Origin of the sequence: Cohnella faecalis, assembly GCF_003570905.1 — a bacterium.
Classification (GTDB): Bacteria; Bacillota; Bacilli; order Paenibacillales; family Paenibacillaceae; genus Cohnella; species Cohnella faecalis.
Window position 1 is genome coordinate 780,445 of sequence record NZ_QXJM01000039.1, and the last position, 25,357, is coordinate 805,801.

Annotated in this window: 19 protein-coding genes and 3 pseudogenes; 14 read left to right on the forward strand and 8 right to left on the reverse strand. The window is 56.3% G+C overall.

The annotated features are described in order from the left end of the window. Position 1: 1 nt before the first annotated feature. Together D3H35_RS16510 and D3H35_RS16515 are read right to left on the reverse strand one after the other, a co-directional pair. Positions 2 to 1,167: pseudogene (locus tag D3H35_RS16510) on the reverse strand (superoxide dismutase). A gap of 117 nt (positions 1,168 to 1,284) precedes the next feature. Beyond that, the gene (locus D3H35_RS16515) at positions 1,285 to 2,313 is read right to left on the reverse strand and encodes an alpha/beta hydrolase (protein WP_119150357.1); all 1,029 of its coding nucleotides are present in this window, start codon (positions 2,311 to 2,313) and stop codon (positions 1,285 to 1,287) included. Positions 2,314 to 2,581: 268 nt separating this feature from the next. Here D3H35_RS16515 and D3H35_RS16520 point away from each other — a divergent pair, with 268 nt between their 5' ends. Further along, the gene (locus D3H35_RS16520; RefSeq protein WP_119151185.1) at positions 2,582 to 3,325 is read left to right on the forward strand and encodes an IclR family transcriptional regulator; all 744 of its coding nucleotides are present in this window, start codon (positions 2,582 to 2,584) and stop codon (positions 3,323 to 3,325) included. Positions 3,326 to 3,430: 105 nt separating this feature from the next. Beyond that, a pseudogene (locus tag D3H35_RS16525) lies at positions 3,431 to 4,722 on the forward strand (homocysteine synthase). A 445-nt stretch (positions 4,723 to 5,167) separates the two neighbouring features. On the opposite strand, the gene D3H35_RS16535 reads toward D3H35_RS16525, so the two are convergent. Then, positions 5,168 to 6,238, reverse strand: coding sequence for a YlbL family protein (locus D3H35_RS16535; protein WP_158594142.1), 1,071 nt, complete (start codon positions 6,236 to 6,238; stop codon positions 5,168 to 5,170). A 205-nt stretch (positions 6,239 to 6,443) separates the two neighbouring features. Beyond that, positions 6,444 to 9,155 (reverse strand): aconitate hydratase AcnA, encoded by a 2,712-nt coding sequence (gene acnA, locus D3H35_RS16540; protein WP_119150360.1) that lies wholly within the window; start codon positions 9,153 to 9,155, stop codon positions 6,444 to 6,446. Between the two features lie 208 nt (positions 9,156 to 9,363). On the opposite strand from acnA, the gene D3H35_RS16545 reads away from it, so the two are divergent. The 5 genes from D3H35_RS16545 to uvsE all read left to right on the forward strand — a co-directional run bounded on the left by D3H35_RS16545 (position 9,364) and on the right by uvsE (position 13,356). Continuing rightward, positions 9,364 to 9,912 carry a hypothetical protein gene (locus D3H35_RS16545; RefSeq protein WP_119150361.1) on the forward strand — a complete coding sequence of 183 codons (549 nt, stop codon included), beginning with the start codon at positions 9,364 to 9,366 and terminating at the stop codon, positions 9,910 to 9,912. Then, positions 9,885 to 10,511 carry an amidase domain-containing protein gene (locus D3H35_RS16550; RefSeq protein WP_119150362.1) on the forward strand — a complete coding sequence of 209 codons (627 nt, stop codon included), beginning with the start codon at positions 9,885 to 9,887 and terminating at the stop codon, positions 10,509 to 10,511. Before D3H35_RS16545 ends, D3H35_RS16550 begins: the two co-directional genes overlap by 28 nt. Positions 10,512 to 10,594: 83 nt before the next feature. Further along, positions 10,595 to 11,770 (forward strand): D-alanine--D-alanine ligase, encoded by a 1,176-nt coding sequence (locus D3H35_RS16555; RefSeq protein WP_119150363.1) that lies wholly within the window; start codon positions 10,595 to 10,597, stop codon positions 11,768 to 11,770. A 171-nt stretch (positions 11,771 to 11,941) separates the two neighbouring features. Next, complete coding sequence (locus D3H35_RS16560; protein WP_119150364.1) at positions 11,942 to 12,259, forward strand: hypothetical protein; 318 nt, start codon at positions 11,942 to 11,944, stop codon at positions 12,257 to 12,259. An 80-nt stretch (positions 12,260 to 12,339) separates the two neighbouring features. Further along, positions 12,340 to 13,356, forward strand: a complete 1,017-nt coding sequence (gene uvsE / locus D3H35_RS16565; RefSeq protein WP_119150365.1) for a UV DNA damage repair endonuclease UvsE — start codon at positions 12,340 to 12,342, stop codon at positions 13,354 to 13,356. A 55-nt stretch (positions 13,357 to 13,411) separates the two neighbouring features. Here uvsE and D3H35_RS16570 read toward each other — a convergent pair whose 3' ends face one another. Continuing rightward, positions 13,412 to 14,416 (reverse strand): NAD-dependent epimerase/dehydratase family protein, encoded by a 1,005-nt coding sequence (locus D3H35_RS16570; protein WP_119150366.1) that lies wholly within the window; start codon positions 14,414 to 14,416, stop codon positions 13,412 to 13,414. Between the two features lie 664 nt (positions 14,417 to 15,080). Between D3H35_RS16570 and D3H35_RS16575 the strand changes: the two genes are divergently transcribed. Together D3H35_RS16575 and D3H35_RS16580 are read left to right on the forward strand one after the other, a co-directional pair. Further along, a complete protein-coding gene (locus D3H35_RS16575) occupies positions 15,081 to 15,884 on the forward strand; it encodes a sulfite exporter TauE/SafE family protein (RefSeq protein ID WP_119151186.1) in 804 nt (267 codons plus the stop codon). Between the two features lie 130 nt (positions 15,885 to 16,014). Beyond that, positions 16,015 to 16,869, forward strand: coding sequence for an inositol monophosphatase family protein (locus D3H35_RS16580; protein ID WP_119150367.1), 855 nt, complete (start codon positions 16,015 to 16,017; stop codon positions 16,867 to 16,869). Between the two features lie 79 nt (positions 16,870 to 16,948). Here the strand turns inward: D3H35_RS16580 and D3H35_RS16585 are convergent. Next, a pseudogene (locus D3H35_RS16585) lies at positions 16,949 to 17,590 on the reverse strand (sulfate ABC transporter substrate-binding protein); the annotation flags it as partial. 731 nt (positions 17,591 to 18,321) lie between these two features. Here D3H35_RS16585 and D3H35_RS16595 point away from each other — a divergent pair. The 3 genes from D3H35_RS16595 to D3H35_RS16605 are packed head-to-tail and all read left to right on the forward strand — an operon-like array spanning position 18,322 to position 20,783. Beyond that, on the forward strand, positions 18,322 to 19,347 hold the full coding sequence (locus D3H35_RS16595; protein ID WP_119150370.1) for a sulfate ABC transporter substrate-binding protein: 1,026 nt from the start codon (positions 18,322 to 18,324) through the stop codon (positions 19,345 to 19,347). 36 nt (positions 19,348 to 19,383) lie between these two features. Continuing rightward, positions 19,384 to 19,581, forward strand: a complete 198-nt coding sequence (locus tag D3H35_RS16600; protein ID WP_119150371.1) for a hypothetical protein — start codon at positions 19,384 to 19,386, stop codon at positions 19,579 to 19,581. After that, positions 19,539 to 20,783, forward strand: coding sequence for a WG repeat-containing protein (locus tag D3H35_RS16605; RefSeq protein WP_119150372.1), 1,245 nt, complete (start codon positions 19,539 to 19,541; stop codon positions 20,781 to 20,783). The genes D3H35_RS16600 and D3H35_RS16605 overlap by 43 nt, the downstream gene beginning before the upstream one ends. Before the next feature lie 78 nt (positions 20,784 to 20,861). On the opposite strand, the gene D3H35_RS16610 is transcribed toward D3H35_RS16605, so the two are convergent. Beyond that, on the reverse strand, positions 20,862 to 22,169 hold the full coding sequence (locus tag D3H35_RS16610) for a glutamate-1-semialdehyde 2,1-aminomutase (RefSeq protein WP_119150373.1): 1,308 nt from the start codon (positions 22,167 to 22,169) through the stop codon (positions 20,862 to 20,864). 45 nt (positions 22,170 to 22,214) lie between these two features. Continuing rightward, complete coding sequence (locus D3H35_RS16615; RefSeq protein ID WP_119150374.1) at positions 22,215 to 23,231, reverse strand: LCP family protein; 1,017 nt, start codon at positions 23,229 to 23,231, stop codon at positions 22,215 to 22,217. Positions 23,232 to 23,401: 170 nt separating this feature from the next. Between D3H35_RS16615 and D3H35_RS16620 the strand changes: the two genes are divergently transcribed. Then, positions 23,402 to 24,568, forward strand: a complete 1,167-nt coding sequence (locus D3H35_RS16620) for an ABC transporter ATP-binding protein (RefSeq protein ID WP_119150375.1) — start codon at positions 23,402 to 23,404, stop codon at positions 24,566 to 24,568. Further along, on the forward strand, positions 24,561 to 25,355 hold the full coding sequence (locus D3H35_RS16625; RefSeq protein WP_119150376.1) for an ABC transporter permease: 795 nt from the start codon (positions 24,561 to 24,563) through the stop codon (positions 25,353 to 25,355). Before D3H35_RS16620 ends, D3H35_RS16625 begins: the two co-directional genes overlap by 8 nt. Positions 25,356 to 25,357 lie beyond the last annotated feature (2 nt).

Here is a 25,357-nt window from a genome sequence, read left to right on the forward strand (position 1 = left end):
CTCAGTAAGGTGCCCATTGCAACTGACGGGCTTTGGCGAAGCGTTCGGCCGCGGCGGGCCAGTATACGACGTTCCACCAGTCGTTAATGTAGCCCGCCCGATCGTTCTGGTGCTTGAGATAATACGCATGCTCCCATACGTCGAGGGGGAGCAGCGGAACGACATCCCATTGCGACAGGTTCTGGTGCTTCTCCGCCGTTAGTATTTCAAGTCGCCTGCTCCGAGGACTCCAGACGAGAATCGCCCAGCCTCCCCCTTCGACCTTGGCTGCCGCTTCGGAAAATTGTTTCTTGAACGCCTCGTAGCTGCCGAAGCTCCGTGCGATTTCATCCGCCAGAGGGCCGGTCGGCTTTCCGCCGCCCGCGGGGACATGACGTCCCAGAAAATCGTATGCAAATAATGACCCGCGCCGTTGAAGGCCAGCTCGCGCTCCCAGTGCTTAACGAGATCGAAATTGCCCGTCTTGCGGGCTTCCTCCAGCTTTCGTTCGGCATTATTCAATCCGTCCACGTAGCTTTGATGGTGCTTGTCATGGTGGATTCGCATCGTCTTCTCGTCGATCCACGGCTCCAAGGCGTTGTAGGCATAAGGAAGAGGCGGGAGCTTGTGCCCGCCGATCGGTACGACCGCTCCTTCCGTCGGGTTCGACCATGAGCCATCGGCGGGGCGAAGCGGCGAATCCGCTGGCTCCGGACCTCCGTGCTCCGGAGGGTCCTCATCGTTCGAATCCGGTCTTACGAGCCATGGCACCGCGCGCGTCCGTTCCAGGCTCGCCAACGATCCGACGAAATCATGCGATTCCCGTCGAAAATGCTCGAGGACGGCATTAGCCGCCGCCGAAGCCTGCACGGAGGGGCTTTGCTCCCGAAGAAGGCGAAGATGAAGCGCGAATTCATTGGATTGGCATTCCGAATCGTACGCGAGCCGCGGCAGCCGATTTTCCCAGCCGCCCGCCAACGTATACCCCCATCCGCTTCCCGGGGAGGCTAGAGCCTCCTTCATAGCCGAACGCGCTTCCTCCAGCGTCTGGGCGAACGTCGTCTCCCATTGCTGCAGCAAGTGCGCGTACGGCGGCTCGAGGGCAGGGACAATTTCCCGAATGACCTCTACGCTCCCAAGCTCTTTCGTTTTCCAATCGACGATTTCCTCCAGCAGACGCAACGGCATTTGAACGCCGTAAACCGGCAGCATGAAAAAATCCCCCTCTCGTTCGTCCGATACGTTTACGTACCGAATGTATGACCGGGGGAGTGAGCTTATGACAATCAACCTATTTGCGGATTGTTAGGCGACGTGAGGCTGGGCCGCTTTCGCCAAGTAGGCGGCATGTACATGCGACAGGAAATCGGTCGTCCGGGCCGTATACTCCTCGGGATGCATCCGGAATATCATTTCGTGAAGCGCGTCCGGGACGACCCATAGGCGGGAGTCGGGATTTTTTTGCGCTTTGGCGACGTTCTCCGACAGATAGACGGGAGCTTTCTCGTCCGCGGTTCCATGAATGAGGAAGATTGGAAAATCGAACGCGGTTTGCTGGGCTTCCTCGGCCGGAATTTGGTCGAGCTTCGTTCCGCCGCTCATGATTGGGAAAAACCAGCGGATAAGGTCGACCGACGGATATTTGGGAATGCTGATTTGATTGCGCATATTGTGGTAAATCGTATTTTCGTCGGGCAAAAACGTACTGTCCAGTATCATGGCATCTACGGGAGCATGCCGAAGCGCAGCTTGAAGAGCGGTGCCGGCCCCCATGGAAAATCCCCATACGACGATCTCGTCCGAACCTGCGTCCCGCGCATATTGAATCGCGCCGAGAAGCTGCAGAGATTCCAACCGGCCGCCCGTTGCAGCCATGCGGTGCGAAGCGCTGGCAAAACCGTAATCGAACATCAGTACGTTGTACTCCAGACCGTGCAGAAAATCGGCCAAATCATACATGGGAACCCACGATTCTTCGCGGTTGGCGCCGTAGCCGTGGCTTAGGACGACCGTCTTCCGGCTGTCTTTCGAAGGAACCCACCAGCCGTCCAAATTCATCGAACCGTCCGAACTCGCGAAAATAATGTCTGAATATTCCAAATTTTTAGCGGAAAAAGGATTAGCGGCGAGCGACGCAACCTTGGGGTGGGATAAACTCCAGGCGATATAGGCATGAAAGGCTACGAATAAGAGGACCAAAAGGCTAACGATAGATAGCGACACATACAATGCGATCCGCGACGCCCGGTGCAGAAAGCTTCGTTCCGTCGGTACGCTTGGAGTCGCAAGCGGAGCCGCGCCGGCAAGAGGAAGAGAGATTGGAAGTGTTGTCATGAGGAATCGCCTCGCTTCATGCAAACGCTTTAATAATAGGATGTGACTCTATCGTATGCCGCAAGTCCTATAGCGTCAATGAGTCCCGTCGATTTGTAAGAGGCGCGTAATCAAATTGTAACAGAAGGCGTCACGGATTTACTCTGACATCGCGATCCGTTATACTAGGTGTAATGTTGTTTCATAGAGTGAAACTTCCGGCCGAATGAGCTCGGACGAGCGGATAAGTGAACAGAGCGGCAGAAACAAGATCGGAGGCGATTCGCAAGTGGAGGAAGAGAAGCGAACGGTACGCGCTGTCGAAAGAGCGCTGGACGTGCTGCTTTGTTTCACGGCGAAGGAAGAGTGGGGATTGACGGAAATATCGGCGCGAATCGGCTTGCACAAAAGCACCGTGCACCGGCTTCTCGCGACGTTGGAGGATAAAGGCTTTCTTATTCGGGACGAAGCAACGGAAAAATATCGTCTCGGGCTTCGCATGCTGGAGCTTTCGGCGCATCTTACCCGATCCGACGATCCGGCGGTTATGCTGCTTCCGGAGATGGAAGGGCTGATGAATCGGCTCGGGGAGACGATCACGCTGTACGTGAGGGATCGGACGGAACGGGTCCGCATTCAGGCGGTGCAAAGCACCCAAGCGATCAGGCGGGTCGCCCCGGTCGGAGCCCGTCTGCCGTTGGCGGTGGGCGCCTCCAGCAAAGTGCTGCTCGCTTTTGCGGATCCGGCCGTTCGCGCATTGGTTCTGACGGATCCTAGCTGGCCGTCAGCCGTCGATCGTTCCGGCTACGAAAAGCAGCTCGACGAGATTGTCGCGGCCGGGTACGCGACGAGCATCGAGGAGCGGGAGCCGGGGGCGGCGGCCGTCGCGGCTCCGATATTCAACCGCTCCGGCAAGCTGGTCGCCGCGTTGTCGGTGTCGGGCCCTTCGAATAGGCTTACTTACGAAGTGATGAAGGAGCATGCTTCCTACATTATGGAGGCGGCCCGTCGGATGGGCGCTATGCTGGGGTAAAATTTGAAAAACAAGGATTGACAGAATAAGGGACGGACTGCTACACTACAAGTAATTTATAATTCCAACTAAACTAATCGGATTTATCACGAGGAGGATTTCCCAATGTCAGAGCAACGCCGCTTGCAGCCAGAGACACTTGCTATTCACGCAGGTCAGCAAATCGATCCTACGACGGGTTCCCGCGCGGTTCCGATCTATCAAACGACTTCTTACGGCTTCCGCGATACGGATCACGCAGCCAATTTGTTCGCGCTCAAGGAATTCGGCAATATTTATACGCGCATTATGAACCCGACGCAGGATGTGTTCGAGCAGCGGATCGCAGCGCTCGAAGGCGGCGCCGCCGCGCTCGCGACGGCATCCGGCCAAGCGGCTATCAGCTACTCGATCTTCAACATCGCCGGCAGCGGAGACGAGATCGTATCGGCTACCAGCTTGTACGGCGGAACTTATAATTTGTTCTCCACGACTCTTCCGAAGCTTGGCATTAACGTCAAGTTCGTCGATCCGTCGAATCCGGAAAATTTCCGCGCCGCCATCACGCCGAAGACGAAAGCGATCTTCGCGGAGACGATCGGCAACCCGAAAGGCGACGTTCTCGATATCGAAGCGGTAGCGAAAATCGCGCACGAGAACGGTATCCCTCTTATCGTCGACAATACATTCCCTAGCCCTTACTTGCTGCGTCCGATCGAGTTCGGGGCGGATATCGTCGTTCACTCCGCGACGAAATTCATCGGCGGTCACGGCACTTCCATCGGCGGCGTCATCGTTGACGGCGGCAAATTCGATTGGGCCGCAAGCGGCAAATTCCCGGACTGACGGAGCCGGATCCAAGCTACCACGGCGTCGTCTATACCGATGCCGTCGGACCGATCGCTTACATTATCAAAGCGCGCGTCCAGCTTCTGCGCGACCTTGGCGCAGCCATCGCCCCATTCAACTCGTTCCTGCTGCTTCAAGGGCTTGAGACGCTGCATTTGCGGTTGGAGCGTCATAGCGAGAATGCGCTCAAGGTAGCCCGTTTTCTGCAGGAGCATTCGGCCGTCGAATCGGTCAGCTATGCGGGACTGGAAAGTCATCCTTCGTACGAGCTTGCCAAAAAGTATTTGCCGAAGGGTCAAGGCGCGATCCTGACGTTCGAGGTCAAGGGCGGAGTGGAAGCGGGCAAGAAGCTGATTCACTCGGTACAGCTGTTCTCCCACTTGGCTAACGTCGGCGATTCGAAATCGCTCATTATCCACCCGGCCAGCACGACGCATCAGCAGCTGTCTCCGGACGAGCAGTCTACAACGGGCGTAACCGCGGGACTGATCCGCTTGTCGGTAGGAACCGAAGCTATCGACGATATTTTGTACGACCTCGACCAAGCTCTCAAAGCGAGCCAGCAATAATTCATAGGCATAACAACAAGGGCACCGCCGATTTCTCGGCCGGTGCCCTTGCTGCATTCGATTACTTGGCTTTGATTCGCTCCTGCACGCGCTTCGGCGCAGGGTATCCACGTAGCCCGCATCCTCCTCGGACAGCTTCAAATCCTTCGTCAAATAAGCTTTCAAGGACTCCAATGCGGCTTCCCATCCGGTACTTCGCTAAGCCATACCGGCCATGCCGGGCTTGGTATGCGTTGCTGAATCGCTTACTGGCGCAGCGGCTCTTGCCGTCGTCAGAGGAGGAGCGATGGAGCGCCGCGCTTATAAGTATAATTGCGGTTAATCGTGCCAGCTTGCGCCTCGTCATTGACGAATAACCTGCTCTTCCGTCGCCGTTATAAAGGCTTTTCTTTCAAGCTTTTCAAGAAATCCAGCGCTTGACTAAGCGAGCCGACCGGCACAAGCTTCAACGATAGGCGAGATCGGCGACCGTCTGCTGAGCCAGAGTCCAGTTGGAATGCCCGTTCTGAATGGCGTTCAGCATCGCGGCGCGCTGAGCCGGCGTTAGCTTCGGATCATCCAAGTCTGCCAGCCCGATCGACGAATCGAAAGGAACGAGGAAATAATCGGCCTTCTGCTTGTCGGCCGCCATCAGCTTATATTGAATGCCTCCGATTTGGCCGACCGTCCCATCGTGGGCGATCGTCCCGGTTCCGGCGATCCGGTAGCCGCGGGAAAGGTCCTCCCCGGTCAGCTGGGCGACGATTTCGAGCGTCATCATGAGTCCGGCCGACGGTCCTCCGGTATCGTTGAAATCGAATTTGACCGGATCGGGAGGAGTCACCTTCAGGACGGTCTGCTGCTTGAAGCCGACGCCTGCCCGGTCTTGCTCGCCCGGCATGGCGATGAGCGGGACGGTCGCTTCGAACGGCTTGCCTCCGCGAGTGCCTTTGAGCGTGGCGTTGTCGCCGGCTTTTTTAGATGAGAGAGCATCGATCATGCTCGTTACGTTCAAGGTCGATTTTCCGTCTACGGATGTGATGATGTCGCCTTCCTGCAAGCCGTGCTCGGCCGCTTTGGATTCTTTCAGCAGCGTGTAGACGATGACGCCTTCTTCCTTGACGTCGATTTCCTTCTTCATGACGTTGTAGGCCGCGAGCAGCGCGTTTGACTCCGAGCTGTCGCGCATATAGGCGAGCAGATTGCGATAAGCGGTGTAGTTGACCGCTCCTCCCGTCGCTTTTTCCTCCGTTTCGATGTCCATGCGGGGATTCAACCAAGCATAGATGAGAGAGAAGACGTTCGGTTTGGAGTAGGTGGAGACGGTCGTGAACAGGAGCGAGCCCTTCTCGTCGAGCTTCTTGCCGGTTTCCACGCGCGGGTGAACGGGCTCCGCGGAGCCCGGCCCGTATAGGACATAAGGCCAAGAAATCGAGTTGGCGACCAAAAAGACGACGATTAAAATTCCGATAACGATCGCCGTACGGTAACGGCGAAATGCGGACTGACTATGGCTCGGGTGTTGATTTTCGGACAAGGAAGGGCACCTCCGGTTATCGTCGGGCATTTGGCAATCGATGGAGTGGAGCAGGTTTCATTATAACCGATTGGCGCCTCGGAAGCGAAACGGACGGTGTATTGGAAAGGAACGAACCGACCTCGGCCGAAGGCGCGATTGACGCAAAAGAACCTCTCCCGCCCGAAGGAAGGAGAGGCTCTTAACGATGAGGCTTGAGCTTATCTTATTGTTGACCTGCAAGCATTTGACGAAGAACCGTCTGCAGAATGCCGCTGTTGCGATAGTAGTCGACATCGACCAAGGAGTCCAGACGGACGATGGCAGGGAATTCGAAAGTCGTTCCGTCTTCACGCTTGGCGGTAACGGTAATCGTCTGGCCCGGTTGAACGTCGTTGGACAGGCCGTTGATTTCGAACGTTTCGCGTCCGGTAATACCGAGCGTCTTCCATCCGGTGCCCGGTTGGAATTGCAGCGGCAGAACGCCCATGCCGACGAGGTTCGCGCGGTGAATCCGTTCGAAGCTTTCCGCGATGACCGCTTTGACGCCGAGGAGGAACGTTCCTTTCGCCGCCCAGTCGCGCGAGCTGCCCGTGCCGTACTCTTTGCCGGCGATGACGACGAGATTCGTTTTGCTTGCTTGGTATTTCATCGAAGCGTCATAGATGGACATGACTTCTTCCGTCGGCAGGTACGTCGTTACGCCGCCTTCGGTGCCCGGAGCGACTTGGTTCCGGATACGAATGTTGGCGAACGTTCCGCGCATCATCACCTCGTGGTGACCGCGGCGGGAGCCGTAGGAGTTGAAGTCTTTTTTGTCTACGCCGTGATCGAGCAAGTATTTGCCGCCCGGGCTGTCGGCCTTGATGTTGCCGGCCGGAGAGATGTGGTCCGTCGTGACGGAATCGCCCATAAGCGCAAGCACTCTCGCGCCGTTAATGTCGCCGATGTCGCCCGGAGTAGGTCCCAGATCGGTGAAGAACGGCGGATTCGCGATGTAGGTCGACTGTTCGTCCCACTCGTACAGATCGCCTTCCGGAACCGGAATTTGGTTCCATTGCTCGTTCTGCGTAAAGACGTTCTCGTATTTCGCACGGAACATGGCCGGGTTCAGAGACGAGTTCAACGCCTGTTGAATTTCTTCGTTCGTCGGCCAGATGTCTTTCAAGTAAACCGCTTCGTTATTGTCGTCGAAGCCGATCGGATCGACGGCCAGATCGATATTGACCGTACCGGCCAGCGCATAAGCGACGACGAGCGGCGGGGAAGCGAGGTAGTTCGCTTTGACTTGCGCGTGAACGCGTCCTTCGAAGTTGCGGTTACCGGAGATGACAGCGGCTACCGTCATGTCGTTGTCGGCGATCGCTTGGCTGACTTCGTCCGGAAGCGGGCCGGAGTTGCCGATACAAGTCGCGCAGCCGTAACCGGCGACGTAGAAGCCGATTTTCTCCAAGTAAGGGAGCAAGCCGGATTTGGTCAAATATTCGGTAACGACGAGCGAGCCCGGCGTTAGGGAGCTTTTCACGTAGCCCGGCTTTTTCAGACCGCGCTCGACCGCTTTCTTGGCGACGATGGCGGCGCCAAGCATAACGCTCGGGTTGGACGTGTTCGTGCAGCTCGTAATGGCCGCGATGACGACGGCGCCCGTGGACAAGCTGCTCGTTTGACCGTTCGGGTGCGAGACCGCTACGGTTTCGACGATTTTATCCTCGGAAAGACCGTAACCGCCTTTGTCGATCGGCGTGCGGATAATTTCGTTGAATTCTTTTTTCATGTTCGTCAGCTCTACGCGGTCTTGCGGACGTTTCGGGCCTGCAAGGCTCGGAACGATCGTCGACAGGTCGAGCTCGATGACGTCGGTGAATACCGGATCCGGCGTCTCGTCGGTGCGGAACATGTCTTGCGCTTTGTAGTAGTCGGAGACGAGCGCGATTTGCTTCTCGTCGCGGCCGGTGAGGCGCAGGTAGTTCAACGCTTCTTCGTCGATCGGGAAGAAGCCGATCGTCGCGCCGTATTCCGGCGCCATGTTGGCGACCGTCGCGCGGTCCGCGAGGCTGATGTTGGACAGGCCGGGTCCGAAAAACTCGACGAATTTGCCGACAACGCCTTTTTTACGAAGAATTTGCGTTACCGTCAGCGCGAGGTCGGTCGCCGTAGCGCCTTCCGCAAGCTTGCCGGTCAGCTTGAAGCCGATAACTTCAGGCATAACGAAGTAGAGCGGTTGGCCGAGCATGCAAGCTTCGGCTTCGATGCCGCCGACGCCCCAGCCTACGACGCCGAGACCGTTGATCATCGTCGTATGGGAGTCGGTGCCGACGAGCGAGTCCGGATAAACTTCCGTTACGCCGTCTTTCGATTTCGTGGCGGCTACGGATGCGAGATACTCCAGGTTGACCTGGTGAACGATACCCGTCGCCGGAGGGACGGCACGGAAGTTGTCGAATGCGGTTTGCGCCCAGCGCAGGAAGCGGTAGCGTTCCCCGTTGCGCTCGAATTCGATGTCCATGTTCGTCTTGAGAGCGTCCGCGGTGCCGAACGCGTCGACCATGACGGAGTGGTCGATAACGAGGTCGACCGGTACGAGCGGATTGATCCGGTTAGGATCGCCGCCGGCTTGCTTAACGGTTTCGCGCATCGCCGCGAGATCGACGACGACGGGAACGCCGGTGAAATCCTGAAGGACGATACGAGCGGGAATGAGCGGGATTTCCTTGTCTTCGCGGCCCTCCGCCCAGGTGGCCAGCTGCTTCACGTGTTCGTTCGTAATTCCGCGTCCGTCGTGTTGGCGGATGGCGGCTTCAAGCAGCACTTTAATGGAAAAAGGCAGCTTGGATACAGGACCGAGACCTTGCTCTTCGAGCGCTTGCAGACGGTAGTACCGGTACGATTGACCGGATGACTGCAGGTCGGCCTGAACTTGATAAGGAAGTTTAGACAAAGGGGTCGCCTCCTAAAAAGGTGTTAGTTTCATCAGATGAAACCTAATTTCAAAATAACATCATCGATACTAGTATACTCGCTCGCAGTAACTTTCGTAAAGCCTTTTTCCCCCGTTTCCGCCTTAGAATGCCGCATCGAGTGGGGGTTTCATCCCTGCGGCGTTCAACTCGGACGGAAGGTCATGAAAAAGCGGGCCCAAGCATAGGATGAACCGACACGATCTATGCCCGGAAGCGATCGATGGACGGGGAGGAGACGATCAGGTGCCGGACAAAAAAGGAAATATGGCGGGCTGGAAGCAAACGCTGTTCGAGTACGTTAACGCGATTAACGAGGCAGGGCTTCGCGGCGAACCTGATAAGCTGGAGCAGGTTTCCGATTCCGGGCATCGAGCCCGGCTGTCGGCGAAGATTCAAGCATTCGCCCGGCGGGAAGCGCTCGAGGGAATCAAATCGATACGCAGCGAAATGCGGGCGCGCATCGAGCGGTCCAACTCGGCAGGGCGCGGAGCAGTCGCCGACGTGGCGGTTCATTCGGTGCGTTCTTTCGAGCAGAGAGGCCAGCCGTGGCTGGAAGAGAGGGTCGAACGCGAACGGATTCGATTCGTTCTGAGCGGAGCCGGCAAGTGGCGCATAGACTCGATCTTGCCGCTTGCGACAGAGAGACGTCCGGCCTCTTATTCAATCGAAGAAGAGCTGTACGACGCGGCGGGGAGCAGGGAGAACGGATGGGGCTTCCTTCCGCTCCCTATATGAATCCGGACGCTTTGTACCGATTCGGGTCGCGTGTTTATTCCGGCGTCCGGTCGGGAGCGGCAGGCGGCTGGAACGGCGAAGCTCGCAGCGGAGTCCCTTACCGCAGAGAAGCCGCCGTCGCTTTCGCCGAAAGATGGTGGAACGAGCCGAGCCCGTCCTACGAGGAATTCGAGGTTAATTGCACCAACTACGTGTCCCAGTGTCTCTTTGCAGGGGGAGCGCCGATGAACTATACTGGGAAAAGGGATTCGGGCTGGTGGTACAAAGGGAAGGCGAACGGCCAAGAGCAGTGGAGCTATAGCTGGGCGGTATCGAACAGCTTGTCGCATATGCTGTCCGTTCCGCGCGTTAACGGGATGCGTGCGGATGTCGTCTCTTCACCGAGTTATCTTCGGTTAGGCGACGTCATTTGCTACGATTGGGACGGAACCGGCCGGTTTCAGCATAGCACGATCGTTACCGCATTCAATCCGGAAGGGCAGCCGTTGGTCAACGCCAACACGGTCAGCAGCCGGCATCGATTTTGGGATTACCGGGATTCGTACGCATGGACGGACCGGACTCAATACCGTTTTTTTCATATTGCGGACGAATTCTAATGTGCTGCGAAGCATCCCGATGAGTGTTTGGATTCGCAGTGCGCGTCATGCGTAATTTTAACGAAATGTTGCGGAGGTCGCTCATGAACAAAGGTAACAAAATCCGCGTCGGTCTCGTATACGGCGGACGTTCCGGGGAACACGAGGTATCGCTGCAAACCGCGTTGGCGGTACTGAAGGCATTCGATTTCGACAAATACGAACTGATTCCATTCTATATTACAAAAACGGGCCAGTGGCGCGCGGGAGCTCTTCTCGCAGCTCCTCCGGCGTCGGTTGCGGAGCTGCAATTCGCCAATGAAGGGGCGGCGGAAATCGGCGCATCCGAAACGGGCGAGGACAAAGGCCAAGGGCCGGGAACCGGAGAACTGTTCCCCGTCTTGCTGCAAGGGATGTCGGAGCAGGCTTTGACGAATGGCGTTGCGGCGGATGAGGGCCGTCCGATCGACGTAATGTTCCCGTTGCTCCATGGAACGTTTGGCGAGGATGGAACGATCCAGGGGTTGTTCGAAATGGCGGGACTTCCTTATGTCGGAGCAGGCGTTCTGGCTTCTTCCGTCGGGATGGACAAGGTTGCGATGAAAACGATGTTCGCCCACGCCGGATTGCCGCAGGTCGGATTTCGACATTTCAACCGCTTCGGGTGGAAGTCGGATCGCGAAGCGCGGTTGAATGAAGTCGAAGAGCTCGGCTACCCCTGCTTTGTGAAGCCGGCGAATCTCGGTTCGAGCGTCGGCGTTTCCAAGGCGCGGGATCGGGAGGAGCTTGCGTCGGCGGTGGAGCTTGCGCTTCGCTTCGACCGCAAAGTTATCGTCGAGGAATTTGTCGACGCGCGCGAGATCGAAGTTAGCGTGCTGGGCAACGATGAGCCGATCGCTTCGGTTCCGGGCGAAATTTGCAGCTCGAATGAATTTTACGATTACAAGGCCAAATATATCGACGGCAAATCGGCGATGGTTATCCCGGCTGAGATTCCCCCAGAAACAGCCGAGCAATTGCGAAGCATGGCCGTTCGAGCCTTTCTGGCGATTGACGGCTCCGGCCTTTGCCGCGCAGATTTCTTCCTCCGCCGCAGCGACGGCGCGTTGTTCATCAACGAGGTGAACACGATGCCGGGCTTTACTCCGTTCAGCATGTATCCGCTCATGTGGAAGGAGTCGGGCATGTCTTACCGCCAGCTGCTCGACAATCTGATCGGCTTGGCCATCGAGCGTCACGAGGAGCGTCAAAGCATCGACTATACCGGCGGCGCAGAGTAAGGAACGATAAGCGGTGCCGCTAACCGCCGATAGCGAAAATAGCCAGGGACACGCTCCTGGCTATTTTCTTTTCGTTTCGCCAAGCAGGGGAGATTTGGCAGCGGCCTTTTCTTTCCCCCGCCGGAAGTTTATAATTACTGCAAACCAAACGATAGACGAGGAGGAATTTCCGTGGGCTTTCAGACGGAGTTCAATTCGGTGTGCAAATTCAAGTCGGAGCAGGAGCTGTACGAGCTGCTCGAATACGGACGCGGCAAAATGGTTAAGAAGCAGTTCCGAGTATTCCCGACAGGACAGAAGGTCATCGCCTATTCGCCGGACAACAAAGCCGTCGCGATCGTAAAGATTCTGGCTTCCATCGCGGAAATCAATTTCCAAGGCGAGGAAGTGACGCAAGTCGAGATGGAGCTTGTGCGCAAGCTGACGGAAGAAGAGTCCCGGGTGCAAACGGCGCTCGCGTATGAAATGTTTTTCGGAGAGCAACAGTAATCCGACAAGCCGGCTTCATGGTCGCAGGATCGGGATTCCTTCCAGTGCCCTTGACGAGCCGGCGTCGGGAGGATTGCCTCATGCTCGTCAGATTCGGATACGTCGCCATGACTATGCAATTGGAGAACGCATCTCCCTCGCGCACGATGACGTTGACTAACTTCGTCAAGCTCCCCGACCGAGAGGCGGCATTGCGCCGTCTTGAACGGCTTGCCGAGGAAAATCTGCACAATACGCTGCGGATTCTGAAGCATAACCGGTATATGGACATTCGGTTGTACCGGTTCACCTCCAAGTTCATTCCCTTGAAGACCCATGAACGATTAAGCGATTGGAACCCGTATCCCGTGTTGGCCGACGCCTTCGCGGAGGTAGGGGTATTCGTGCGGGAGAACGGCGTTCGGACTTCGTTTCATCCGGACCACTTCACGGTGCTGAGCACTCCCCGCGAGGAAGTGCTGGCCAACTCGATCAAGGATTTGGAGCATCATGTGAGCATGCTCGAGCTAATGGGGTTGGACGAGCGTTCGACCTGCAACATACACGTCGGCGGAAGCTACGGAGACAAGGAGAAGGCGGGCCAACGGTTCGTCAATCATTTTCGGCTGCTCGAACCGAGAATCGCGGCGCGGCTCACGGTGGAAAACGACGACAAGACGTTTACCGCGCTGGAGACGTTGAATATATGCGAATCGACAGGAGCGCCGATGGTGCTCGACATTCATCATCATGCGGTCAATCCCGGCGAGGAGCGGATGGAAGAGCTTTGGCCGCGTATTAAGCGCACATGGGACAAGCAAGCCTGGAATGCGGACCCCGGACATGCCGCCGGCTCCGATAAGCTGCCTCCGAAGATCCATGTTTCGAGTCCCAAAAGCGCCAGCGACCCGCGAGGACATGCCGATTATGTCGATCCGGGACCGCTTATGAGCTTTATGCTTGCAATTGCAGGGGAGACGCCGGCTATCGACGTCATGATCGAGGCGAAGCGCAAGGACGAAGCGCTGTTCAAGCTGATGGACGATTTGCGCGTATTGGAGGCTGCCGGCGGCCCCGTGAAAATCGTCGACGGAGCGAGCGTCGAGATTATGGCGTAAAGCGTATCATTGTACCTGTTGCCGGAGCCGGAATGAGCAGCCTTGCAAAGACGATTTATTTTAAGCAATTCGACAGAAACGAATCCTCGTCTTCATAGTTCAGCAGGGGGTAATCTTTCGGATGCAGCGCAGCCGGCGGGTTGGCTGCCTCCCACTGAACCGTCGCCAGAAGAGCCGCTTCCGGCGCGACAATTTCTTTGTAACCCAATTCCTTCCGGATCAAGGAAGTGTTCGTGATCCAATCCTGTTCCGTGCGAAGGAGCCGATTAGCCAGCTCCGAAGGCAATTCCGACTTGGCTGCGGTATACACCTCAACCTCCCACATCAAGGTACGGGCGATAGCATGCGCCCATTCCTTCTCGGTGTGCGCGTCTTCCTCTCCTACGTTATAGACACGGTTTCCCGTCACAGGACTTACTGCGGCAACCGCAATGGCATGGGCAACGTTCTCGACGTAGCCTCTCGAAGCGCGCCAATGGGCAAAACCTTCGTCCAAGACGAGAACGGAACGATTGTCGAGCTTGCGCTTCACGTATTTGTACAGCCGGTGCGAAGGATCGCCGGGGCCGTAAACCATCGGCAGTCGAAGAACGGTCGCAGGCAAAAGAGCGGCCTGATTAAGCATGACACGTTCCACCAGTATTTTCTCGTAATCTCCGCCGTAGGGGTAAAGACGCTCCCGCAAAGGGGACTGCTCGTCAAGCGGGATTGGCAGCGGAGGAGCATCCTCCAATCCGATGACGATGCCGTACGCTCTGTACACATCCATGCTGCTGAGTACGACGATTCTCTTGGCTATGCCGGCGAAAAGGCTAACGGCAGTATGAGCGTCCCTTTCGGTATAGGCGATCATATGGACGACGACATCGGGCGCGAATCGTTGAAATTCGGACTTGTAATCGGCCAAACTCTCGATGTCGCCTTGGATAACCGTGACATCCGATAGTTCGAGAGGAGCATGGCCGCGATTAAACATCGCAAGCGTATGTCCCTCTTCGTGAAGCTCCTTCACGACATACGGACCTATGAAGCCGGTGCCGCCAATAATGAGAATTCTCATGCCGCAACTCTCCCTTGAATAAAAGCTTTATATTATTCTAGCATTTGCAGGAAGGGAGAGGGGATTAATGGAGATTTACGAGTCAAAAGTTGCAGCGCAAAACGTCGGACAACTGCTCGACCAGCTTGGCGTGCGTGAGAGGATCGTCGCAGCAGTCCTGTCACCCGCCGAAGCACACTTTTGACCTAAAGAATGGTACCCCGTCCCACTGAAGTGCCTCTGAGCACGCTTTTCGTCGAAAGTATGGTATCCTGTCCCACTGAAACGAGTCTGAGCACACTTTTCGCCGTAAGAATGGTATCCCGTCCCACTGAAGCGCGTCTGAGCACACTTTTGACCTAAAGAATGGTATCCCGTCCCACTGAAGCGCGTCTGAGCACACTTTTGACCGAAAGAATGGTATCTCGTCCCACTGTAGTGCCTCTGAGCACACTTTTCGTCGAAAGAATGGTATCTCGTCCCACTGTAGTGCCTCTGAGCACACTTTTCGTCGAAAGAATGGTATCCTGTCCCACTGTAGTGCCTCTGAGCACACTTTTCGCCGAAAGACGGGAGCCCATTCGAGGAGAATGTTGGAATAAACGGGCCCGATGGCGTAGAATGGAGCTAGTCATCAGCAGTTGAACAGTTGGAGTTGAAACAATTGGTACTCGTATGGATTGTCATGCTGGCGATTGGGGTCGTCTCTGCCATATTCGGCAGCATCGTCGGGCTCGGAGGCGGCATTATTACCGTGCCGGTGCTCGTGCTTATCGGACCTTCGCTGCTCGGCGAAGCGGTGTCGTCCCAGACGGCTGTCGGAACCTCGCTCGCGGTTCTCATCTTTACGGCTTTGTCGGCAACCTGGACGTACAAGAAGCAACGGAAAGTGGATTTCGCCAGCGGCTGGCTGTTTTTCTCGACAAGCGGTCCCGCGGCCATGATCGGCGCTCTGCTCACTAACCGGATCGCCCAAGGGCCGTTTCAACTGGCGTTCGGAGCGTTCATGCTCGTTATGTTCGGACTTATGGTTGCCAGGGAACGGATGAAGCCGCTGAATATCCGCTGGAAAATAACCCGCACGTTCACAGAGGGCTCGGGCCGGGAGCATACGTACGGCTATAGCATACCGCTCGCGTTGCTGATCGGATGCGGGGTCGGACTGGTGTCCGGCTTGTTCGGCATCGGAGGAGGCTCGCTATTCGTCCCTCTAATGGTGCTGCTGTTTCGTTTTCCGCCGCATATTGCTACCGCTACGTCCATGTTCGTTATTTTGCTGTCGTCTGTCCTGGGCTCCGGGGTCCATGCATGGCACGGCAATATCGACTGGTCGCTCTTCGCCGCGCTCGCACCAGGGGCAATCGTTGGAGGACGCGTCGGAGCGGTTGTCGCTTCCCGGATGAGCGGCCGTCAGCTGATGTGGCTGCTGAGGGTTACTCTGCTTATAATGGCGATTTACCTGATTCTGAAAGGAATTCGGGAATGGTGAAAAAGCGCAATTATGCACGCAGAGGAACAATCGCGCAACCGTAAAGCTGCTGTTTCGTATATGCTATCGGGAGTTTCCGAAGTCTTGTCCGATCCAGAAGGAACCAAACCATAGATATGAGGGATGAATAATGGTCGATAATGCGCCGGAGAGAGTCGTCGGCAGCAAGAGCTTTACGGCGGTTGCCATCAATTGTGCGGCCAAAGCCGGAGAATGGATTCAATCCAAGATCGGCAGCGTCAAGCAGCTCGATACGAAATATTCGATGCACGATCTCGTTACGGAAGTAGATAAAGGCTCGGAGCGGATGATCCGCAACCTGATCGGGACTCATTTTCCGCATCATTCGTTTTTGGGAGAAGAAGGAGTGGAACCGGGGCCTGAAGCCGCGGCGAAAGCGCTGCAGGATGTCAGCGATGCGGAATATTTGTGGATCGTCGATCCGGTGGACGGAACGACTAACTACGTGCACGGCTTTCCTTTCTACTCGGTGTCCATCGCGCTGGCCCATCGCGGCCAAGTCATCGTCGGCGTCGTCTACGATCCGTCTCGCGACGAGCTCTTCATCGCCGAGCGGGGCAAGGGAGCTTACGTGCACGGCCGCAAGGTAGAGGCTTCGAAAGAGGGGACGCTCGGGACGAGCTTGCTGGCGACAGGGTTTCCGGCAGAGCATCTCACTGCGCTTCCGGCCAATCTTCGGGAAATCGGGGCCATCGCTCCCAAGGTAAGAAATCTTCGCTCCTCGGGCTCCGCTGCGCTTCATCTTGCCTATGTAGCTTCGGGCCGGTTGAGCGGCTTCTGGGAGCATAACCTGAGCGCTTGGGATATCGCAGCGGGCTCGCTGCTCGTCGAGGAGGCAGGCGGGCGGATGTCGGACTTGGCCGGGGAACCGTATCACCTCGGCGTCCGCGACATCGTCGCCACCAATTCGCTAGTTCACGACGAGCTTGTCTCCGAGCTGAAGAAAGCTTCGGCGGCGAAGTAACCGAATAAAGAACGGGGCAGCCCTTGCCGACGACCGGAGTCGAAGGCGGGGGTGCCCCGTTTTTTTGTGCATGCGCGCTTTACTTCGCCGGCAATTGCTTGAACAAGCCGCTGTCCGAGAACAAAGCCTGCTGCAAATCTTCCCATCCGGTCAAATTGTCGTCCACGGTCAGCAAGGAGACTTCCGGAAATTTGCCTGCGTTCTGTTCGGCGACGGAGGCGAAACGGGAGCGGAAGCCGAATTTGGCGGCGGACGTCTGCGCTTCCTCGGTGAACAGATAATCGGTATAGGCGTTCGCGACTTCGCGAATTCCTTTGTCGTCCGCGTTCCGGTCGACGACCGATACGATCGGCTCGACCGTCAGCGTGACGGAAGGGACGACGATTTCGATTTTTCCTTTGCCTGCCGATTCGGCAAGCTGGAGCGCTTTTTGTTCGGTTGTGACCCATACGTCGCCTTCGTTGCCGTCTAGGAAAGCCTTCTGGGCATCGGCGTCGGATTTGGCGAGCGTCTTTACTCGGTTGTGAAAATCAGTCACAAAAGCTTTCGCTTTTTCTTGATCGTCCGGATTTGCGTCCAGCGAGTAGGCCCACGGCGCGGCATAATACCAGCGGGCGTCGGAGTAAGCGGACGGATTCGCGGTAACGATAGCGACGCCGTCCTTGACAACGTCTTCCCATTCCAGAATGCCTTTCGGATTGCCGCTGCGTACGACGAATGCAACCGCCGTATAGAAAGGCGAGCTATTGTAATCGTAACGTTGCTGCCAGCCTTCCCGACGACGCCGGCCGTCTGGATCGCGTCGATATCGGTGCCTATGCCGAGCGTGACTACGTCCGCTTTGGAATCGCCTTTAATGATAGCTTGCTCTTGCTCGGAAGAAGCTCCCGTCTCCTGGCGAACCGTTACCGTCTGCCCGGTGCGGCTCTTCCAGCTTAGAACGAAGCCGGCATTCAATTCGGCGTACAGCGGCTCGGTTCCGTCTGTCGAGGCGTTCACCAGCTCGACGGCTTTCGTGTAGTCGGACTGGGTAGGTGCGGCTTCTTCGGCGCCGCCGTTCGATTTGCTGCCGGACGAGCACGCGGCGAACGCGGTGACCGATAGAGACAATACGGCGGTAAGCGATAACTTGCGGATCAGGCGCGGGTTCATGCGAATGATTCCCTTCTCTCATAAAGTTGATAATTCCAATTGTATAAATTGGTTTAGGTTATGCGAAGCGATTGTAGCAACTATTGGGCAAATCTGTCAACAATAAAATCATAGTTGACAACTAGGAATAGTGTGGAATATGATGAATTCATCCCAAATGGATGATGCTTCCATCGCCTACCGGATCACCGGAGGCCTTGACTTCATCCGTGCGAATCAACGGCATTTTTATGCCGTCGCACGGATGACGGAGAGGCCTCCTTCGCTTTTCAAACCATAAAAAAAGAGGAGAGTCATCGCATGAAAAATTCTTTTCGCTTGATCGTACTTACCCTGTTTGCCTTCGTTCTGACGACGTCCACCGTATTCGGCGCCGTTACGAAAAAATCGGAGAAGAAAAACGTAACGCTGCTTAACGTATCCTACGATCCGACCCGCGAGCTTTACGTCGGCTACAACGCCGCATTCGCGAAGTATTGGAAGAAGAAAACCGGTCAGACGGTTACGATCAAGCAATCCCATGGCGGCTCCGGCGCCCAGGCGCGTTCGGTTATCGACGGCCTTGAGGCGGACGTCGTTACGCTTGCTCTCGAATACGACGTCGCAGCAATCGAGAAAAAAGGACTTATCGCCAAAGGCTGGCAAAAACGTCTGGCCAACAACAGCGCGCCTTACAAATCGACGGTTGTTTTCCTTGTTCGCAAAGGCAATCCGAAAAAAATCAAAGATTGGGACGATCTGGTCAAAACGGACGTTTCGGTCATTACCCCGAACCCGAAAACGTCGGGCGGAGCTCGTTGGAACTACTTGGCCGCTTGGGGCTACGCTTTGAAGCATAACAACAACAGCCAAGACAAAGCGAAGGATTTCCTGAAAAAGCTGTTCGCCAACGTTCCGGTGCTCGATACCGGTGCCCGGGGCTCCACGACGACTTTCGTAGACAAAGGAATCGGCGACGTTCTGCTGGCATGGGAGAACGAAGCTTACTTGGCCAAGAAGGAATACGGAGACAAGTTCGAAATCGTAACGCCTTCGCTCAGCATTTTGGCCGAGCCTACGGTTGCCGTTGTTACCAAGAACGTCAACAAGCACGACACTCGCCAAGTAGCTACCGCTTATCTGGATTACCTGTACACGGAAGAAGGCCAACGCATTGCGGCCAAAAACTTCTACCGTCCAATCAACACCAAAGTAGCCAAAGAGTTCGAGAAGCAATTTCCCAAGCTGAACCTGATTACGATCAACGATTTCGGCGGCTGGGATAAAGCTCAGACGACTCACTTCGCCGACGGCGGCACGTTCGACCAGATCTATCTTAAAAAATAATCGATAGCTCATTCCAATTCGAAAGGAACATCCATTATGACTCATTCCCGTACTTCATCCGGTAACATCGTTAAGCTTGCCGCCGCAGCTCTGGTCGCCGTGCAAGTAGCCAGCTTCGGTCTCGGCGGGTCGGCCTCGGCGGCCGAGAGCCCGATCGTCGTGAACGTGGACCAAATCGCCAAACAAGCGGAATGGGCTCCCGTATCGACCGGGGGACGCTGCAATTGCCGCTAAGAGGCTTCGGGGAAACGATTGGCGCCTCGATCGCTTGGGACAAAGCGACGAGAACGGCTTCGATTTCCTTTGGCAGCCGTACGCTTCAGCTGACGGCCGGTTCGGCGAAAGCTGTCGTGAACGGGGAAGCTTACACGCTTTCCGCCGCTCCTAAGCTGACGGACGGCAAGCTGTGGGTGCCTGCAAACTCCGTAGCAGCCGCTCTTGGCGCCAAAATTACATGGAACGAATCGAAACGTACGCTAAGCTTCGAACGTCCGCTGCACGTATACGCTTCGGGAGGCAAAGAAGGGTTCGTGAACGCGTTCGGCGAGCAGGTGCTAAAAGCCGGCGAATACGACTCCGCCGATGAATTCAGCGAAGGCTTGGCGCTTGTCGGCAAAGACGGCAAATTCGGCTATATCGACATTAAGGGAAGCCAAGCTATCCCTCTTCAATTCGATCAAGGGTACGATTTCTCCGACGGGCTTGCGCTCGTCGAGACCGGCGGCAAGTCCAGCTACATCGACGCCGCCGGGAAAACGGTGCTCTCTCCCGTCTACGACGAGCTGTTCGACTTCTCCGAAGGGCTTGCTCTAGTCCGGTCCGGCGATCTGTTCGGCTACATCGACCATACGGGCAAGGAAGTGATCAAGCCTCAGTTCGAAGATGCGTTTTATTTCTCCGAAGGGCTTGCAGCCGTCCAAATCGAAGGAAGCTACGGCTTCATCGACCGGACGGGCAAAGTCGTCATCCAGCCGCTCTATCAGAGCGCGTCGGATTTCAAGGAAGGTCTGGCGCTCGTTCAGTCGGACGGCTCGTTCGGGTTCGTCGATCCGCAAGGAAAGCTGGCGATCGAAGCGATATACGCCAAAGCGTTCTCCTTCAGCGACGGCTTGGCCGCCGTTGAGAATGACGGAGTCGTATCGTACATCGATAAGAACGGCAAAACGGTTCTTGAGACGCCATACTCGGAAACCGGAGATTTCCACGAAGGGCTGGCGTCTTTCCTGAAGGACGACAAGTACGGTTACTTGAACCTCAAAGGGGAGACGGTCATCGCTCCGAAGTTCGACGAAGCCGGCAATTTCACTAACGGCTTGGCCCGTGTCGTCGTGAACGGCAAAGCAACCTTGATCAACGCCAAAGGCGTCGAGGTAGCGAATGCGAAGCCTCCTGAAGCTCCGGTCGAAGAAGCGGCGCCTGCTACCCCGGCCAAATAAGCTCAACAGCGATAAAAAAAGCTCCATCTCCCGTTCGCAGGGAGATGGAGCTTTTTGCCGTTCGGCGCCAGTCGTCGATTACGACATCTCTTGGAAGCTTGCTTCGGCGGCTTCGAGAGTTGCGTCGATATCCTCGTCCGTATGGGCGGTCGTTAGAAACCAAGCCTCATATTTGGACGGTGCGAGGTAGATACCGCGGTCCAGCATAAGGCGGAAAAAGCGGGCGAACGCTTCGCCGTCGGTGTCTTGAGCCTCATCGTAATTCGTAACCGGGTGATTGCAAAAATGGGTGGAGAACGCTCCGACGATTCGATTAACCGTGAGCGGAATGCCGTGCCGTTCGGCCGATTGCCGGAGCCCGTCCGCGAGCCGGGTCGCCAACGCCTCCATTCGCGGATAGACTCCGTCGCCGCGAAGCACCTCCAGGCAAGCTAGCCCCGCCATGACGGAAGCCGGGTTGCCGGCCATCGTGCCGGCTTGGTATGCCGGACCTAGCGGGGCGACGCGATCCATAACCTCCGCGCGTCCGCCGTAGGCTCCGATCGGAAGGCCTCCGCCGATAATTTTGCCTAACGCGGTCAGGTCGGGTCGGATCGCCTCGCGATCCGGGAACGCCTGAAAAGTCTGGGTCGAGCCGTAGTGGAACCGGAAAGCGCTGATGACTTCGTCGTAGATGACGAGGGCTCCGGCTTCGCGAGTCATACGGCACAGCTCTTCCAGAAATCCTTCATGCGGCATCACCATGCCGAAATTGCCGACGATCGGCTCGACCATAACGGCTGCGACTTCGTCTCCCCATCGTTCCAGCGCAAGCTTCAAGCCGTCCAGATCGTTATAGGGGACGGTAATGACTTCGCCGGCGATGCTGGCGGGCACTCCGGCGCTGTCCGGAATGCCGAGCGTCGAAGGCCCGGAGCCCGCCGCGACGAGCACGAGATCGGAGTGGCCGTGGTAGCAGCCGGCGAACTTGATGATTTTGCTCCGTCCGGTCGCGGCGCGCGCCACCCGGATCGTCGTCATGACCGCCTCGGTGCCGGAGTTGACGAACCTTACTTTGTCCATCGACGGGATCGCGCGCTTGAGCTCGGCCGCAAGCTCGATTTCATGCTCCGTCGGCGTGCCGTACAATGTGCCGTTTTGGGCGGCCTGCACGATGGCCGATGTGACGATGGGGTGGGCGTGTCCGGTAATAATAGGTCCGAAAGCGGCCAAATAATCGATATAACGATTGCCGTCCGCATCCCAGAAATAAGCGCCCTCCGCCCGCGACATGAATACAGGAGCGCCTCCCCCGACCGCCTTGAACGAACGGGAAGGGCTGTTTACCCCGCCTACGATATGCTTCAACGCTTCGCCGTACAATTGCTCCGATTTTATTCTTTGCATTCGTTTGTTAGTCCTTTCATTCGACATAGCCATTGCGGTAAAATTTTAACGTCCTGCGGATGCCGATGGGGAAGAGGAAGGCGATGACGAAGGAGATGCGGAGGCTTCCGCCTCATCCTTCATCAGCACCGATTGAACGTAGCCTTTCAACGCGTCCTCGTCCTTGATGCCGAGCACGGAGGAGCCGCCGACCTTTTCGTCGGTGACGAGCTCCATCGGAGGCAGCTGTGCCGAGCCGGCTTGATGGGATTTGTACCCGAGGCTGGCCAGCTTCAGCATGTCGTTCCCGGACAAATTCGTCTCCACGAACGGCGTCACTTTCCCGAGAATGTCGGGAAGCCGAACCAGGTTCGTCCCTTGCCGCAGCTTATTGGCTATTGTCTTCATGAATTCGCGCTGCCGCTCCGTCCGCGTGAAGTCGCTCATCGCGTCATGCCGGAAGCGGACGTACTGGAGCGCTTTTTCCCCGTCGAGATGCTGCTGCCCTTTTTTTAAATCGATATCGTACACGTGACCGTCAGCCGAGTCGGAATACTTCATGTTCTTCTCGACATAAAAGTCGACTCCGCCGATGGCGTCCACCAATTTGATAAACCCTTGAAAATCGACATATACATAATATTGAATGTTCAGTCCGGTCAGGTCGCCGATCGTCTTCATCGCCAGGTCCGGTCCGCCCAGCGCGAGAGCCGTATTGATGCGGTTCCGGTCATGTCCCGGTATTTTTACGTAAGTGTCCCGCAAGACGGAGAATAAATGAATTTTTTTGCTTTCCGGATCGATCGACACGACCATCATCGAATCGGATCGAGCCACTTCTCCTTTGCGCAGTCCTCTTTCGTCGCCGCCCATGAGAAGAATGTTCACGCGTTCGGTTCCTTCCCATTCGGGAGGCTTCTCGTCCTCCTTTGTCTCGAATTGACCGAAACGGGACTCTTCCTTCGATTTTTGCATCTGATCCAACTGGTGCTTGCTCTGGTAAACCCACCAGCCGACGACGCAAAAAAAGACGACCAAAACTCCGAGCAATGCGGTCAGCGCCACTTTCCAACCTTTTTTCATGGATGTTGTTCCTTTCGGTATAAATCCTCTTCGTTTTACGACAGGGAGGTTTGTGAGGTAAGATTACTTATTATTGACGTTTGAGAAATAAAATAGGTCGCATATTCTAGGATTATAAAGATTCAACAGGGCTTGAATCAAGTTTCGTCGAAACGAGGGGAATCGATACGATGCTGGCCATCGATGTACAGGACTTGCGCAAACAGTTCAAGGTTCAGAAAAATCGCGAAGGCTTAAAGGGAGCTCTGCAGGATTTGTTCAAGCGGGAGCATACCGAGGTGACCGCCGTTAAGGATATTAGCTTTCAAATTCCGCAGGGCGAGATTTGCGGATATATCGGCGAGAACGGCGCCGGAAAATCGACGACGATCAAGATGCTGACGGGCATCTTGGTGCCGACGTCCGGCAAGCTTCTCGTCAACGGCTACGTTCCGTACAAGGAAAGGGAGACGTTCGTTCGGGGCATCGGCGTCGTGTTCGGCCAGCGCAGCCAGCTCTGGTGGGACATCGGTGTTATCGAATCCTTCCGGCTGCTCCGCAAAGTGTATCAGGTTAGCGAAGCCGATTTCCGCAGCCGGTTGGACGAGCTGGTGGAGACGCTTCAGCTGCAAGAGCTGCTCAACCGTCCGGTGCGCAAGCTCAGTCTCGGGCAAAGGATGCGTTGCGAGCTGGTGGCGGCGTTGCTTCACAACCCGTCCATTCTGTTTCTGGACGAGCCGACGATCGGGCTCGATATCGTCGTGAAGACGGAAATCCGCGAGTTTCTCAAGCGGCTTAATCGCGAGCATGGAACGACGATTCTGCTGACGACCCACGATTTGCAGGATATTGAGGCGCTGTGCTCGCGCGTTATTATGCTTGACGACGGGCGCATTATTTACGACGGCGGGTTGGAGGAGCTTAAGACGAGATGGGGCAAGGGGCGCGAGGTGCAGTTCCAGTTCACAGACCCGGTGCGGCTTCCGAAGGTGGCGGCGTTGACCGACGGATTGGACGGGCTTCGATGGACGCTCGAAAACGAAGTGACGGCCAAGGTGTGGATTCCGCGCGACATGAACGTATCCGAGGTGTTGTCCCGCGTCGTCGGCGCTATCGAAATTAGCGATATTAAAATTTTCGAGACGAACACGGACGAGATCGTGCGCGAGATTTACTCGTCGGGAAGCGCGGAAGCGCCTAAGGAAGTCGAGATTGCCGCCGGTTTGGGCGACAGCGCGGCGGATTCGGCAGAATCGGGAACGGACGGCGAATCGGGAGAAGCGGGCGGCGCCGGGACGTCGAGCGCAGCGGCCGCAGCCGGGGCGGGTTCGGGGACGGGGGCTGGCGAACGTGGCTAGCGCTTATTTGGAGCTCATCCGCATGCGGTTTCTCATGATGCTCGCTTATCGCGTCAACTATTATAGCGGGATCATTATTTATGCCATCAACATCGGCGCGTATTATTTCATGTGGCAGGCGATCTATGGCAACGCGGAGACGCTTGCCGGATTCACGGTGTCCCAGATGACGACGTATGTGGCGGTATCGTGGATGGCCCGGGCTTTTTATTTTAACAACCTGGATCGGGAAATTTCGAACGAAATACGCGACGGAAGCGTGGCGGTCCAGATGACGAGGCCTTACAACTACTTAATGGTGAAAATGATGCAAGGGTTCGGCGAAGGGATTTTCCGGCTCGGCTTGTTCATGATTCCGGGGATGATCATCGTGTCGCTGCTGTTTCCGGTGACGCTCCCGACCGAGCCGGTACGCTGGATCGTCTTTTTCGTCATGATTTGGTTCAGCTTTCTCATTAACTCGCAGATCAACATTATGACCGGCCTGTTCGCCTTTTTCGTGGAGAACAACGAAGGACTCATGCGCATGAAGCGAGTAATGGTTGACCTGCTGTCCGGCGTCGTCGTTCCGATTTCGTTCTTTCCGCTGTGGGCGAAGCCGCTCTTGGAGTGGCTTCCGTTCCAAGCGATTACTTATTTGCCGAGCTCCGTCTTTACGGGCAGACTGTCCGGGGCCGACGTATGGCAGGCGCTTCTCGTGCAGGTCGTATGGTTCTTGGTGCTGATTGTGCCGATCTTGGCGATGTGGCGGGCGGCTCGCAAGCGTCTGTTCGTGCAGGGAGGGTGAGC